This is a genomic window from uncultured Friedmanniella sp. (assembly GCF_964244285.1).
Taxonomy (GTDB): domain Bacteria; phylum Actinomycetota; class Actinomycetes; order Propionibacteriales; family Propionibacteriaceae; genus Microlunatus.
In genome coordinates this window covers 13159-27742 of the sequence record NZ_CAXTHT010000005.1, presented here as the reverse complement: position 1 = coordinate 27742, position 14584 = coordinate 13159, and the positions used below count along the sequence as shown (strand labels likewise).

The following is a 14584-nucleotide window of genomic DNA, read 5'->3' as shown; positions in this document are numbered from 1 at the left end:
TCGGGTCGGTAAAGCCAACACCCGTGACAACGTCTGTCAGACGCAGCCGTTCAGGCGGCGCCGGTGAACGGGTCGTGGCCGTCCCGCCAGCTCTGGATCAGCCGCGACGCGATGGAGGCCGGACCAGGCAGCGCGAGGTCGCCCGCGTCGAGCCGGGCGGACAGCTCGTCGCGGGTGTACCAGTCGGCGTGGGCCAGCTCGTCGGTGTCCACGCTGATCGCGGTGCTGGTGGCGCGGGCGAAGTAGCCCAGCATCAGCGAACGGGGGAACGGCCAGGGCTGGCTGCCGAAGTAGCGCAGCTCCGACAACGAGACGTCGACCTCCTCCGCGACCTCGCGGTGGATGGCCTGCTCCGCCGACTCCCCGGCCTCCACGAAGCCGGCCAGCACCGAGACCCGGTGACCCCAGGCGGACTGGCCGCCCAGCAGCAGCCGGTCGTCGGCGTCGACGACGGCCATGATCACGGCGGGGTCGGTCCGCGGGAAGTGGTCCTCACCGCAGGCCGTGCAGTGCCGGGCGAAGCCCCCGTTGATCACCTCGCTCGACCCGCCGCAGCGTGGGCACAGCGGCTCCAACCGGTGCCAGGCGGCGACCGCCGTGGCGGCCGCGGCGATGTCGAGCTCGGCCTCGGGCAGGTGGCCGCCCACCTCGCGCAGGTCGTGCACCTCGCCCTCGGTCAGCGCCTCGACGGCGAAGACGGGCGTGCCGTCGAGCAGCCCGATCAGCCGGTGCCGCTGGCTGTCGAAGGCGACGAAGGGCTTGGTCATCCGCAGCCGGGTCCCGCCCGGGTTGGTGGTGAACTTGCCGTCGGCGCCGAGCTTCAGCAGCCTGGCGTCCGCGGACCGCCACAGCCCGGCTACCCACTCCTCCGAACGGCGGTGGTGGTCGACGCGGTCGAGCGCGCTCGCGGTCACCCAGGTCGTCACCGCGTCAGCCTACCGACCGGTCGCGGGCCTGGAGTCCGGGTCGGGTCGGCTGGCACGAGCGTGGCGGTTGCGGATGGCGTTCCTCCCCCGGCTGGCGGCGGCGATGCGCAGCAGGTCGCGAGCGGGCAAGCCGAGCCGCTGACCGGTTGGCCAGACAGCGCGCAGCAGGCGCGTCAGGTCAGCGCCGCGGACCGGGACCTCGACGAGCACGCCGCGGTCGAGGTCGTCGCTGACCGCGAGCTGACTCAGGACCGCCGGACCCGCCCCGGCCGCTACTGCGGACCGGACCGCGCTGGCGGTGGACAGCTCGAGCAGCGGCGCGGCCAACGCGGCCCTACCGGCGAGGGCGTTCTCGAGGGCGGTCCGGGTGCCGCTCGTCGGCTCGCGCTGGACCAACCGGGTGGCGGCCAGCTCCTCGGCCTCGATGCCTCGCCGGCGCCGGGTCAGTGGGTGCCCCGGGGCCACAATCAGCACGAGGCGGTCCTGCTCCACCACCTGGGTGTCCAGTCCGGACCCGACCGCGGGACCTTCGACGAAGCCGAGGTCGGCCCGGTGCGCGAGCAGCGCCTGCTCGACCCGGCTGGAGTTCATGGCCTCCAGGCTGACCGCCGTCTGGGGGCGCTCGGCCGCCAGTCGGACCAGCCAACGCGGCAGCAGGTGCTCGGCGACGGTCATGCTCGCGGCGACGCGGAGCTGGTGCTCACTCCTCGCCCGCAGCGAGGCGATCCCCGCGTCCAGGACGTCGGCGGCGTCCAGCACCGCGCGAGCCCAGCCGGCCACCAGCACGCCGTCCGGCGTCAGGGTCGACCCCCGCGCGGTCCTCTCCACCAGGGCGATGCCCACCAGCCGCTCCATGGTCCGCACCCGGGCCGAGACGGCGGGCTGGCTGATCCCGTGCTCGGCCCCGGCCCTGCCGAGTGAGCCGGTGGCCTCGACCCGCAGCAGCAGCGTCAGGCTGTCCAGGTCGGGTACGTGAGCAGAAGGCATATGGCAACTCTATGGCCGGTCATCAGGTGCAGTGATGGATGCATCGACCCGCGGCCTCTTCTGCCGGTCGCCGGCGCCGACGAGACTCGACGCATGAGCGAACCCGTGGTGTTACCGGCGCCGAGGCTGGACCGGAACGGCGCCACCGCCGTCCTCGACCGCCGGAGCCGCTGCCGCCCCGACTGCGACCTGGCCCCGTTGGACCTGCGGCACCTGTTCGGGCACCAGGGAGCCCGCGGGCGAAGCGCGTCTGCACTGCCCGGGCTGGCGGCGGTCGCGGTCGCGACCGCGGTCGCGTTCCTGATCGCGCACCTGGTACCCGCGGTCAACCCCTCCACGGTGGCCGTGGTGTTGGGGGCGGTCGGGGCCAACCTCGGTTTGCACCGGCACGTCCTGCACGCCGGCACGCACGTGGCGTCCCACCGGTTGCTGCGGACCGCGGTGGTGCTGCTCGGCCTGCAGCTGGGCCTCCCGCAGCTGGTCGCCCTCGGCCCGGGCGGGCTCGGTGTCGTCGTCGCCACCGTCGCCGTCACCTTCGGCGGGACCCAGCTGATCGGCCGGGCCCTCCGGATCCCGCACGCACGCTCCCTGCTGGTCGCCACCGGGTTCTCGATCTGCGGCGCGTCGGCGGTTGCCGCCATGAGCGATGTCGCCGACGGGGACGAGGAGGACACGGCCGTCGCCGTCGCCCTCGTGACGCTGTGCGGCAGCCTGGCGATCGTGTTGCTGCCGCTGTTGCGGGTACCTCTCGGCCTCGATCCGTCGGACTTCGGCCGCTGGGTGGGGGCCAGCGTCCACGATGTCGGACAGACCGTCGCCACCGCGAACCGCGTTCCCGGCGCTCTGAACACCGCTGTCGTGGTGAAGCTGACCCGGGTGATCCTCCTCGCTCCGCTGGTGGCCGGGGTCGGTCTCGCCGCCCGACGGCGAGCTCGGGCAGCGGGGGCGGCGGGCACAGGGCCGGCGCGGCGGGCTCCGGTCGTGCCGCTGTTCGTCGTCGGCTTCGTCGCCGCTATCGGCCTCAGCAGCACCGACCTGCTGCCGGCGGCGGTGCTCGCGGGGGCCAAGCAGGTGCAGGAGGTGCTGCTGGTTGCCGCCTTGGTCGGGCTGGGCACCGGAATTCAGGTTGGGACGCTGCGGCGAACCGGTGGTCGGGCGCTGGTGCTGGCCCTCGCCTCGTGGGCGCTGGTCGGTTCGACCGCCTATGTCGGCGTACTCCTCGTGCGGCAGTGACGTCGGACCTCCGGGTGTGGACACCCGGACCCGGGACCATCTCGGCCACACGTGACGCTGATGGTCATGGGGGAGCTCTCGGGCGGTCAGCCGTCAGCGGCTGACCCCGTCGGCCGGATCGGTGAGCAGCGCCTCGATCGCCTCCCGGTCCGGCAGCGCGTCGGGCTCGACCACCCGGTCGGTCCGCACGTCGTAGAAGACCGCCGTCACCTGCTCGAGCGGCACCTGCTGCACCTCGGCCCAGGCGAGCCGGTAGATCGCCAGCTGTAGCGGGTCGGCCGCCGCGACCCGGCTCGTCTTCCAGTCCACCACCTGCCAGCGGGTGCCACCCTCCTCGGCGATCTCGTACACGGCGTCGATCCGGCCGCGGACCAGCCGGCCGCCCAGCAGCAGGCTGAACGGTGCCTCTACCGCGTACGGGACGGTCGAGCCGAACCTCCCCGCCACGAACGACTCGCACAGCTCCCGCAGGTCGGCCTCGTCCTCGCTGCCGCCGTCGACGCGGTCGGGCAGGTCGTCGGGGTCGACCAGCTGCTGCTGGCCGAGCCGGAGCGACGGGCCGCTGCCCAGCCGGGCCCCGAAGTAGCGCTCGACCCAGGCGTGGAAGCGGGTGCCGAACCGGGCGGCGCGCGAGGGCGGCCGGGGCATCGGTCGGGCCAGCTCGTCGGCGTAGGCCTCGGGATCGGCGCTCAGCCTCAACACGGAGGTCGCCGACAAGGTGCCGGGGAGGTGGACGACGTGCTCGCCGGACCGGGACTCCACCAGCTCCGCCAGCAGCCGGTCGAGGTCGGAGTCCCAGCCGGCCACGACCTCCTCGGTGTCCAGCAGCAGCTGCTCGCCACCGCCGGCCGGGTCGTAGCTGCCGGTCCGGCGGTACCGCTGCCGGGCCCGGTCGACGGCGGTCGCGGCCGAGTGCCGACGCTGCCAGCCGTCGGGATCCATCGGTGCAGGCCAGGGTGCGGGTGCCGCCGCGCTGACCAGCGGGTTCTCGGGCCCGGACGGCACGGCCTCGTGCCCCACCTCGCCCTGCCGTTCGGCCTCGGCCAGCAGGGCGGTGAGGTAGGTGGACGGGACGCGGGGCCTGCTCAGGTCGGCCCGCCAGAAGTGACCGGTCCCGACCAGCAGCTGCCGGGCGCGGGTGACGGCGACGTAGGCGAGCCGGTCCTCGGCCAGCAGCTGCTGCCGGCTGAGCTCGGCCTTGTAGTCCACCAGGGCGGCGTTCGTGGTGTCCGCGAGCTGCGGGATCGAGCCGGCGTCCCCCCGCAGGTCCGCGGGCAGGGCCGCCGGGGTGGTCACCCAGTTGTCGGTGACCCGGTCGCTGGGGAAGACGCCCTTCATCAGAGCGGGCAGGAAGACGACCTCCCACTCCAGACCCTTGGCCTTGTGCACGGTGAGCAGCTTCACCGCCTCGCGGTCGGAGGGGACGGCCTGCTCGAGACCGGCGCCCTGTTCGATCTCGGCGGCGAACCAGGCCAGCAGGCCGGCCAGGGAGGCGTCGCCGTCCACGTCGACGTAGTCGGCCACCGCGTCCAGGAACGCGCCGAGCTGGTCGCGCCGCGAGGTCCGCTCGAACTCCGGCGTCGCCATCAGCTCGACATCCAGGCCAAGGGTGACCACGACCCTCCGGGCCAGGTCGAGCAGCGGCTCGTCACCGTGCCGGCGCAGGTAGGCGAGCTCGGACGCCAGGCGCGAGAAGCGCTCCCGCGCCGCCTCGGAGTACGGCTCCTCCCCCGGGCTCTCCAACGCGTCCAGCAGGCTGATGACCTCGGTCGGGTCGGTCCCGGCCACCGCCTCGGACAGCGCGGCCAGCACGTCCGCGCCCTCCCCCGGCTCCAGCCCCAGATCCTCACCGGTCGCCGTCCGCGCCAGCTCCCGGGCGCGCCGGCCCAGCAGCGCCAGATCGCGGGCGCCGACCCGCCAGCGCGGCCCGGTCAGCAGCCGGATCAGCTCGGGGTTGGACGTCACGTCGTGCACCAGCCGCAGGGTGGCGGTGACGTCGACCACCTCCGGCAGCAGCAGCAGCCCGCCCAGGCCGACGATCTCCACCGGCACCTCGCGGGCGTTCAGCTCGGCGTAGAGGGGGGCGATGTCGGCGTTGCGCCTGGTCAGGACGGCGATGTCGGCCCAGTGCGGCGCTGACCCGCTGGTGTGGGCCTCGACGACCTGGTCGCCGATCCAGCTGACCTCCTGCGGCCAGGTGTCGAACGTCGCCGCTCGGACCCTGCCCGGCGGCGTCCCGGGCGGAGCGTGCAGCAGGCCGGCCCCGGCCGCCTCCGCGGCGGCAGGGGCGACCGCGGTCCGGAGCGGGCTGCTGAGCACGTTGGCCACGTCGAGGACGGCCTGGCCGCTGCGCCGGTTGACCGTCAGCGCGAACGACCGGCTGCGGGCTCCGTCGGCACGGCGGAAGTCCTCGGCGAAGCCCAGGATGTTGCTGGCCGCCGCCCCGCGCCAGCCGTAGATGGCCTGGAACGGGTCACCGACCGCGGTCACCGGGTGACCCAGCCCCTCGCTGGGAGTGCGGCCGGAGAACAGCGAGGCCAGCATGATCGCCTGCGCCGCGGACGTGTCCTGGTACTCATCCAGCAGCACCACCCGGAACGCCGTCCGCAGGCTGGCGGAGACCTGCGGCACCTCGCTGGCCAGACGGGCGGCGATGGCCATCTGGTCGGCGAACTCGACCAGGCCGAGCCGCCACTTCAGGGCCTGGTAGTCCTCGACCAGGCTGGCCAGCTCCAGCCGCTCCTGCGCGGCGATGACCGCCTTCTTCACGTCGGCGTAGACGTTGCCCAGCCGGTTCGGCGGCGCCGACTCCCAGCCGACGACCAGCTCGCGGGCGTGGGTGTCCAGCGCACGGGTGGCGACCAGGTGCTGCTGCAGGTCGGCGTCCAGCTTGAGCACCCGCTCGGTGATCGTCGCCGGCCGGAGCCGGGACAGGAACTCGAACGGTCCGGCCGCCGCCTTGACCACCCGCGAGGCCAGCCGGTACCGGGTGGCCCCACTGATCATGGTCGGGTCGGCCTCGTAGCCCAGGCGCAGACCGTGCTCGGAGACCAGCCGGGCCGCGAACGCGTCGTAGGTCATCACCAGCTGCTCGCCGGACTCGTCCACGCCCCGGTCGGAGACCACGTCGGCCCGCAGCAGCGCGGCACGGACGCGCGCCGACAGCTCGGCCGCAGCCTTGCGGGTGAAGGTGAGGCCCAGCACCTCCTCGGGCCGGACGGCGCCGGTCCCGACCAGCCAGACCACGCGGGCGGCCATCACCGTGGTCTTGCCCGAGCCGGCGCCGGCGATGATCACGCCGGGCTCCAGCGGCGCGGTGATCGCCTCGAGCTGTTGATCGGAGAAGCCGATGCCGAGCGCTTCGACCAGGTCCTCGGTGGTCCTGAGCCGACGGGTCGGGGACGGCGGGGTGAGGAGGTGGACGGTCATGCGACCACCTGCCGTCCGGCGCCCTGGGCGGGGCAGCTGCCGCGGAACGGGCAGTAGCGGCAGGCGGGGCCGATCCGAGCCTCGAACCGCTCGGCGCGGACGACCTCCGCGGCCTCGGCCAACCGGGCGTGCACCCACGTCGGCGCGCGATCGGGAGCCGCGTCGGGCTCCCGGCCCGAGTCGCCGTAGGGAAAGGGCACGTCGTCCAACGACGCCTGCTGGAAGACCCGGGGAAAGGGGACGCCGCCCTCGGCGAGCCGCAGGTAGACCAGCTCGGCACCGGCCGGCCGGGCGTCCACACCGGCGACCTCGGCGAAGGCGCCCTGCTGGACGGCGAGCTGGTAGACGCCCAGCTGGTCCTGCAGCGCGACGTCGGCCGCACTCGGCGCCGCTCGGGAGGTCTTGAAGTCGACGATCCGGATCCGCCCGTCGGGGTCACGCTCGACCCGGTCGGCGGTGCCGGTCAGGTGCACGCGCTCGCCGCCCGGCTGCGGGCCGAGGTCCACGTCGCAGGAGAAGGACACCTCGGTGCCGAGCAGCTGCTGGCCGGCCCGGGCCGCCTGCCAGGCCGCGAATCGCTCGACCGCCGCCTCGGCCTCCACCCGTTCCACCGCCGACAGCCAGTTGGCGTCGAAGTCGAGCTGGTCCCAGACCGACTCCAGGTGGCTGGTCAGCTCCTCGGGGTGGTCGGCGTGGGCGCCGTGCTCGGCCAGCACGTGCACCAGCGAGCCGAAGCTGGCCGCGGTGGTCCGGACCGGTTCGCCGTGGGCCCTGCGGGCCAGAAACCACTGCCGCGGGCAGGACAGGAGCGTGCCGAGCTGGCTGCCCGAGAGCTGGACCGCTGCGCCGGGCGCCACCACCGGCCGGTCGGCGTCGCTGAGCTCACGCATCCCCCACCAGGCCGTCGGGGACGCGGCGGGAACGAGCGGGCGGCCGTCCCCGTCGGTGGCGTCGGCCAGCCGGGCCAGCCGGAGGGCGGCCTGCTCGCGCAGGGCGGGCGGCGCCTCCGGGTCGACGCCGACCCGGCGCAGCTCGGCCACCAGCGCGGCGAGGGAGAGGGGACGCCGCGGCCGGCCGGGCAGGGCCTGCAGGGCGACACCCAGCTCGGCCAGGAAGCGGGAGGGCTGGTCGCCCTCTCCCTCGGTGCCGGCGACCGCGGTGACCACCAGCCGGCGGCGGGCCCGGGTACAGGCGACGTAGAAGAGGCGACGCTCCTCGGCGATCCGCTGGGCCGTGGGCACGGCCTCGCTGAGCCCGCGCCGGCCGAGCCGGTCGGCCTCCAGCAACGAGCCACGACGCCGGACGTCGGGCCAGCTGCCCTCCTGGACGCCGGCCACCACCACCAGCTCCCACTCCAAACCCTTGGCCCGGTGCGCGGTCAGCAGCCGGACAGCCGCCCCGCGCAGGTCGGACTCCCGCAAGGTGTCGGCCGGGATCTGCTGACCCTCGACCTCGGCCAGGAAGCCGGTGACCCCGCGGAGCCCCGACACGTCCTCGGACCGGGCAGCGATCTCGAACAGGGCGCAGACGGCGTCCAGGTCGCGGTTGGCCCGGCGGCCGGCGTCCCCGCCGTACGCGGCCTCGCGCCGCAGCCGATCCGGCCAGCCGGTCTGCGACCAGAGCAGCCACAGCGCCTCCTCCGCGCTGGACCCGGCCCGAACCGCCCGCTCGCAGCGCCGCAGCAGTCCGGCGAGAGCCTCGGCGGCGACGGCGTCGGCGCCGGGCGGGAGCTCAGCCAGCACGTCGGGCTGTCGCAGGGCCAGCGCCAGCAGCTCGGCGGACGGCCGCGGCAGCGCCGACCCCGCCAGCTCGGCCCGCTCGGCCTGCCGCAGGGCCCGACCCAGCCGTCGGGTCCCCATCGCGTCCAGGCCGCCGAGCGGTGAGGTCAGCAGCAGCGAGGCTTCCTCGGGGTCGACCAGCCGGCCGCGGGTCGCGACCTGGAGGGCCAGCAGCAGCGGCCGGACGGCCGGGTCCGCGGCCAGCGGGATCTCGTCCCCGGCCACTTCCACCGGGACCCCTGCGGCCACCAGAGCCCGCGCCAGCGGCGGGATCCCACTGCGCCCGGCGCGGACGAGCACGGCCATCTCGTCCCACGGGACGCCGTCGCGCAGGTGCGCGGCCCGCAGGATCTCGGCGATGTGCTCGGTCTCCGCACCGGCCGTGGTGCAGGTGAGGACCTCGACCTTTCCCCGGGGCTGCCCCGACGCCGCGACCGGGTGCCGGAACGTCGTGAAGACGTCGGGCGGCAGGGACCGGGGGATGCCGAGCCGGGCGGCCACGCTACGGCTGGCGGCCAGGATCGCCGGGCCGAACCGGCGCGTGCAGCCCAGCGCGAGGACCGGCGCGCGTTCCCCCGTCGCGGTGGGGAACAGATCGGGGAAGTCAAGGATGCCGCGCGCCTCCGCCCCACGGAAGGCGTAGATGGACTGGTCGGGATCACCCACGACCACCACATCGGCGCCCCCGCCGGCGATCGTCTGCAGCAGCCGGACCTGGGCCGGGTCGGTGTCCTGGTACTCATCGACGTAGACGCAGCCGATCTCGCGTCGCAGGGTGGCGACGATCTCCGGGTCGGTCAGCAGGATCCGGCAGCGGTGGACCAGCTCGGCGTAGTCGAGCACGCCCTCGGCGTCGAGCACGTCGAGGTACTCCTCGAAGAACTGACCGACGCTCACCCACTCGGCCCGGCCCGCGGCCTCACCGGCCGCGACCACGTCCTCGGGGTCCATCCCGAGCTGGCGCGCCTTGGCCAGCACCGCCCGGACCTCGCCGGCGAACGCCCGGGTGCCGAAGGCCCGGTCCAGGCTCTCCGGCCACGACGCCCGGCGCGTCTCCAGGCTGCCCTGCAACGTCTCGCGCACCCGGAAGTCCTGTTCCGGGCCGGTCAGCAGCCGGACCGGCGGGCCGAACCCCCGGCCCGCGGCGTCGGCCGGGAAGGGCTCGAGCCGGTCGGCGAAGCGGCGGACCAGGGCGTAGCAGAACGCGTGGAAGGTCATGGCCAGCGGCGTCATGACCGTCCGGCCCAGCCGCGCCGCGATCCGGGTGCGCAGATCGGCGGCGGCCCGTCGGGAGAACGTGAGCACCACGATGCTGTCCGGCGTCTGCCCCCGGGCCTGGATCCGCGCGACCACCGACTCGACCAGGGTGGTGGTCTTGCCCGTTCCCGGCCCGGCGAGGACCAGCAGCGGACCGCCCGGGTGGTCGACGACGGCCTGCTGGGAGGGGTCGAGCACGGGCGGCTCGACGCGCAGCTCAGACGTGCGGGACAGGCGGTACATCGGGAGCTCAGGGTCCTTCGTCGGGGCGGGATCGGTTGAGAAGAAGTTCAGCAGAGGCGACTGACAGTCTCCACCGGCGGCCCTGCACCACCGACCACTCGTGGTCCCCTCTAGCCGACCGGACGGCCTCGCCAGGCGGCGTCGAGGACGGCGATCACGGCGGCGGCGAGCAGCGCCGTCCCGAAGACGAGGTCGCCCAGCTCGGCGTACGGGTCGAGGTAGACGGTGGTGCTGGCGTCGCGGACGAGGGCGGCGTAGGCGAGCACCGTCATGGTCAGCACCGAGTTGGTCAGCACCAGCAGCACCCGGGTGGGGCGCGGGAAGCGGCGGCTGCTGCCGTTGCCCCAGCCGGCGCCGGTCAGCAGGTCCCAGGTCAGACCGAGCAGCAGCAGCGCAGCGCCGGGGAAACCGAGGAGGACCCCGAGCGGGTCCGCGAGCACCGTCCGGTAGGCGAAGAGGGCCGACAGGACCAGCACCCCGCTGGCGGCGACCGCCCGGGCGGGGGTCAGCCGTCGGGCGACCAGCGCGGCGCCGACCGCGACCACCACGAGGACGGTCGCCAGCAGGTCGAGGGTCTCCGGGTCGGTCAGGCCGACCAGCCGGTCACCCAGCACGAGCCGCCGGGCCAGGGCGACCAGCATCACCCCGACGCAGCCGAGGACGAGCGCCCGGTTGGTCCGGCCGCGCCGGGCGGCACGAAGGGCGAGGCCGATCAGCACCAGACCCACCAGCGCCCGGATCGGGTCGACCAGGGCGCCGACCAGCTGCGGCGCGTCGTCCACCCAGCTCGGACCGCCGCCGCCCGGAGCGAAGCTCACCAGGACCGGGACGGCCACGGCCGCCACCTGGACCGGCAGCAGCACCGCGATCAGAGCCGCGGCGACTCCGAAGCCGATGCTGCCCGGCTCGTCCCCCAGCCCGCCGACCTCGGCAACTCCGGGATGCCGACCGGTTGGCTGGCCCGCCGCGGAGCGGGCCTCGGCGCGCCGGCCGAGCCGCAGCACCGACCAGCCGACCAGGGCGAACATCAGCGCCACGACGAGCGCCGGCAGCAGCAGGTTCCAGCCCTGGCTGACCGGGTCACGGTGCACCAGCTGCCAGCCGACCTGGGCCAGCCGGAGCGTCAGCAGGACGACGAGCAGCGCGTAGGCCCCGCGGGCGCGCAGCAGCTGCTGGGCACCGCGGGTGGTGGCGACGGTGGCCCGGACCGAGATCTCGGCCGCGGCCGCGCCGGCCACCATCGCGGCAGGCAGGGCCAGCAGGCCGAGCCCGGCGGCGGTCTCCTGGAGATTGAGCGGGACGAGGTTGCTGCCGAAGGTCTGCCCGAACCCGCCCTCGACGAGCCCGGCGAGCATGGCCGCCGCGACGAGTACCCAGGCGACCGCCACCTCGGGCCAGCGGAACGGAGCCCGGCCACGGACCAGGGACGCGACCAGGCCGGCGAGGACGGCTGCGGTGGCGACCAGGGGCCAGGTCCAGCCACCGGCTAGGGACGGGCTTCGGATGCCCCAGGCCGCCATCAGCGACAGCGCGACCGCCAGACCGGCCAGCCGCAGCCACCACGGCCCGTGCTGAGCCGCGACCCACAGGCAGGCCACCGCGAAGGAGAGCAGCAGCACGAGCAGGCCGACGGTCGAGGCGGGCAGCCCGAGGCTGGTGTTACCCGTCACCAGCAGGGTCGCGCGGCGGCGGAGCGGAGCGGAGACCAGCACGGTCAGGCCGGCGACGGCGAAGACGACGTACCCGGTGGTGACCACCGCCCGCAGACCGTAGGGCCAGTCCTCGTCGCGCAGCCGGCCCTCGCGGACCGGGTCGAGGAGGGTCTGCCGCAGCACCGAACGGACCAGGCTGCGCAGCCGGACCGCGATCACGGCCCCCACCCGGCGAAGGTCCAGCCCAGGGCGAACAGCAGCACGCCGTCCGGCAGGGCGGTGGCCGGCCGGTCGGAGATCACCGTGTTGTCGCTGGGTAGCGGCCAGCGCACCAGCACCCGGCCCTCACGGTCGAGCACGGACGCCTCGGTCCGGCCCCAGCCGACCAGGTGGTCGGCGGTGGGCGTCAGCGCGACGAAGGCGTCCAGACGGGCCAGCACGCGGCCGTCGGGCCCGAGCAGCTCCGAGGTGCCGCGGGTGGCGACCACGACGTTCGGTCCGAGCGGCTGCAGGCCCACCATCGTGCCGTCGAAGCCCCGGAGCCACCGGTGTCGCCCGTCGCGGCCGCGCAGGGCGTGAACGGTCTGGTCCTGAGCCACGAGCACGGTCCCGCCGGCGTCGCCGGTGGTGGCCAACGCCGTCGCCAGCAGGGCCGTCGTCCACCGCGTCCGGCCCGAGGTGGCCTCGAGTGCGGTCGTGGTGCCCCCGCGGTCCCCGACCACCACGAGCCCGGACCCGACGACCGGCGCCAGGGTCACGTCGGACCCGACGTCGGCCGCCCAGCCCGGCGCGCCGTCGGCGATCCCCAGCACCTGCACCCGCCCGTCCAGGGTGACCAGGACCAGCTGCTCGGGGGTGAGCCGGACGGCGGGACTGGGCGCGATCTCGGACAGCGCACGCTGCCAGAGCCGGACCCCGAGGTCTGAGTAGGCCACCACCTTGCGCGCGGTGGTGGTGACCACGACGACGTCGGCGAAGGCGGCCAGGGTGACCACGTCCCCGCCGGGTCGGGCCCGCCACACCGAGCTCCAGCGCCCGCCGCCCAGCGGCCGGGTGGCCACCAGGTCACCTCCCGCCAGCACCCGCACGACGCGTCCGGACGTGGTCCGGACCGGCGCCAGCGGCTTGGTGCTGCCGTCCATCGCGCCGGTGCCGAGGGTGGGGTCGCGGGAGACCGTGGTCAGGATGCCGACCGACCAGCGACTGGGGTCGGTCCAGCGCAGCGCCACGTCGGCGGTCGCGGGCCGGGGCAGCGGCACTGCGGTCCGGACGGTGCTGACCGCCCCGTCCGGGTCCCCGCTGCTGACCATGCCTTGACCCGGGCACCAGGTCCGGTTCTGCGGGGTGGCGCGGCCGGCCACGGTGAGCGTTCCCGAGACCAGCAGGCAGCCGTCGGCGGCCGCCTCGGCGTGCAGGTCGCTGCGGTAGTCGCTGGTCGCCTTGCCTGGCCGGCCCGCACCGAGCGTCCCGCTGCTGCTCCAGCGGCGTCCGGGGGCGACGTCGGCGGGCAGCTCGACCAGCGCCGGCGTGAACACCGACGCACCGTCCGGCCGGCTCTCGCCCAGCAGCTGGACCGCCCCGTCGGTGCGGTAGAACCGGGTGGTCTGCGCCGACGACCCGCCCACCGGGGTGGTGGTGGTCCGCCACACCGCCAGCTCGGGGTCATCGAGCGCGAGCCGGACGAAGTGGCGGACGAACGTGTCGTCACCGGCGAGCAGGCCGGCCGCCCCGGACGAGCGGGCCGACTCGGTCACGGTGTCGGTGACGCGCACCCGGTCGCCCAGGCGGGTCGAGGTGCGCTCGGCGCTGGCCTGGCCGTCGGCCGGCAGGAACGCCTGGGCCGCGACGTCGGGAGCCACCGTGGGAGTGGCGGCCCGCTGCAGCAGGCCCCCGAGCAGGGCGCCGACCACCAGCAGCACCACCAGGGGGACCCACCAGCGGCGGCCGTCCGGACCGGATCCGACCCGGCCGGGCGCGAGCGGGGCCGGCACGAGCGGGGCCGGCACGAGCGGGTCGAACGGCAGGGTCGACCAGTCCTGAACCGGGAACGGGGACCAGCGCGGCTCCGCGGCCGGCGGCTGGTCGGGACCCGGCACCATGGCGCCATCCTGGCAGAGCCCGGTGCCAAGCCCCGGCAGCCGCGGGCGGGTCAGCCGGTGAAGTACGCGCCGCTGGCCAGGTCCTCGGCCAGGGTGGGGCCGGTCGGCTCCCAGCCGGCCAGGCGGCGGGTGGCCGCGCTGGCGGCGGAGAAGTCCATGGCGAAGAAGGCGCCGATCCAGCCGAGGTGCTCGGTCGCGTCCCCCGGCGCCACCGAGACGGTCGAGAGGCCGAGTCCGCGTCCGATGGCTTCGGCGATCTCGCGGGTCGTGATCCCCTCCTCCGCGACGGCGTGCAGCCGGCTGCCGGCCGGCGCGTGCTCGACCGCGAAACGGACCAGGCGGGCGGCGTCGGAGCGGTGCACCGCGGACCAGCGGTTGGACCCGTCGCCGACGTAGCCGACGGCACCGCGCTCCCGAGCCGCCGCCACCAGGACCGCGATGAAGCCGTGGTCGCCTGACCCGTGCACCGTGGGCGCGAAGCGGACCGCGACGCTGCGGACGCCGGCTCCGACCCGCTCCAGCGCGAGATTCTCCGCACCACCACGAGGCGAGTCCAGACCGGAGAACGGCGACGCGTCTTCCTCGGTCACCGGCCGGCCGAAGGCGAACCCGGCCACCCCGGAGGCCAGCACGAACGGCCGGTCGGACCCGGCGAGCACCGTGGTCAGGGTCTCGACGGCGTTGCGCTCGGCCAGGTTCGAGACGGCTTGGTCGGCGAAGTCGTGCTTGTTGGCCAGGTGGACGACGGCATCCGCCTGCTCGGCGCCGGCCCGGAGGCTGTCCAGGTCGTCCAGCTCACCCCGGAGCACCTCGACGCCGCGGGCCGCCAGGGCCGCGGCCGAGTCGTCCGAGCGGGCCAGGCCCACCACCTCGTGACCGGCGCCGAGCAGCTCCTCGACCGAGGCCGAGCCGATCCAACCGGAAGCCCCGGTGACGAAAACGCGCATGAGTCCGACTCCTTCGACCGCTCGTTGATCTCG

8 protein-coding genes are annotated in these 14584 nt (G+C 75.1%); 1 reads left to right on the top strand and 7 read right to left on the bottom strand.

Going from position 1 to position 14584, the window contains the following annotated elements; translation table 11 throughout:
• Positions 1-50: 50 nt before the first annotated feature.
• Together nudC and ACFE7W_RS13225 are read right to left on the bottom strand one after the other, a co-directional pair.
• A complete protein-coding gene (gene nudC, locus ACFE7W_RS13230) occupies positions 51-926 on the bottom strand; it encodes an NAD(+) diphosphatase (RefSeq protein WP_375425270.1) in 876 nt (291 codons plus the stop codon).
• A gap of 9 nt (positions 927-935) precedes the next feature.
• Positions 936-1913 carry a LysR family transcriptional regulator gene (locus ACFE7W_RS13225; RefSeq protein WP_375425269.1) on the bottom strand — a complete coding sequence of 326 codons (978 nt, stop codon included), beginning with the start codon at positions 1911-1913 and terminating at the stop codon, positions 936-938.
• 93 nt (positions 1914-2006) lie between these two features.
• Here ACFE7W_RS13225 and ACFE7W_RS13220 point away from each other — a divergent pair, with 93 nt between their 5' ends.
• Complete coding sequence (locus tag ACFE7W_RS13220) at positions 2007-3146, top strand: YeiH family protein (RefSeq protein WP_375425268.1); 1140 nt, start codon at positions 2007-2009, stop codon at positions 3144-3146.
• Positions 3147-3239: 93 nt separating this feature from the next.
• On the opposite strand, the gene ACFE7W_RS13215 is transcribed toward ACFE7W_RS13220, so the two are convergent.
• The 5 genes from ACFE7W_RS13215 to ACFE7W_RS13195 form a co-directional block, all read right to left on the bottom strand.
• The gene (locus ACFE7W_RS13215; RefSeq protein WP_375425267.1) at positions 3240-6575 is read right to left on the bottom strand and encodes a UvrD-helicase domain-containing protein; all 3336 of its coding nucleotides are present in this window, start codon (positions 6573-6575) and stop codon (positions 3240-3242) included.
• Positions 6572-9853, bottom strand: coding sequence for an ATP-dependent helicase (locus ACFE7W_RS13210; protein ID WP_375425266.1), 3282 nt, complete (start codon positions 9851-9853; stop codon positions 6572-6574). The genes ACFE7W_RS13215 and ACFE7W_RS13210 overlap by 4 nt, the downstream gene beginning before the upstream one ends.
• A 110-nt stretch (positions 9854-9963) precedes the next feature.
• Positions 9964-11733, bottom strand: coding sequence for a hypothetical protein (locus ACFE7W_RS13205; RefSeq protein ID WP_375425265.1), 1770 nt, complete (start codon positions 11731-11733; stop codon positions 9964-9966).
• Complete coding sequence (locus ACFE7W_RS13200) at positions 11721-13604, bottom strand: PQQ-binding-like beta-propeller repeat protein (RefSeq protein WP_375425264.1); 1884 nt, start codon at positions 13602-13604, stop codon at positions 11721-11723. Before ACFE7W_RS13200 ends, ACFE7W_RS13205 begins: the two co-directional genes overlap by 13 nt.
• 50 nt (positions 13605-13654) lie before the next feature.
• Positions 13655-14551 (bottom strand): SDR family oxidoreductase, encoded by an 897-nt coding sequence (locus tag ACFE7W_RS13195; RefSeq protein WP_375425263.1) that lies wholly within the window; start codon positions 14549-14551, stop codon positions 13655-13657.
• Positions 14552-14584: the final 33 nt, after the last annotated feature.

Excerpts from the sequence above, each read along its gene's own strand:
- ACFE7W_RS13210 (WP_375425266.1), bottom strand. The coding sequence starts at position 9,853 with ATGTACCGCCTGTCCCGCACGTCTGAGCTGCGCGTCGAGCCGCCCGTG.
- ACFE7W_RS13200 (WP_375425264.1), bottom strand. The coding sequence starts at position 13,604 with ATGGTGCCGGGTCCCGACCAGCCGCCGGCCGCGGAGCCGCGCTGGTCC.
- ACFE7W_RS13225 (WP_375425269.1), bottom strand. The coding sequence starts at position 1,913 with ATGCCTTCTGCTCACGTACCCGACCTGGACAGCCTGACGCTGCTGCTG.
- ACFE7W_RS13220 (WP_375425268.1), top strand. The coding sequence starts at position 2,007 with ATGAGCGAACCCGTGGTGTTACCGGCGCCGAGGCTGGACCGGAACGGC.
- ACFE7W_RS13195 (WP_375425263.1), bottom strand. The coding sequence starts at position 14,551 with ATGCGCGTTTTCGTCACCGGGGCTTCCGGTTGGATCGGCTCGGCCTCG.
- ACFE7W_RS13215 (WP_375425267.1), bottom strand. The coding sequence starts at position 6,575 with ATGACCGTCCACCTCCTCACCCCGCCGTCCCCGACCCGTCGGCTCAGG.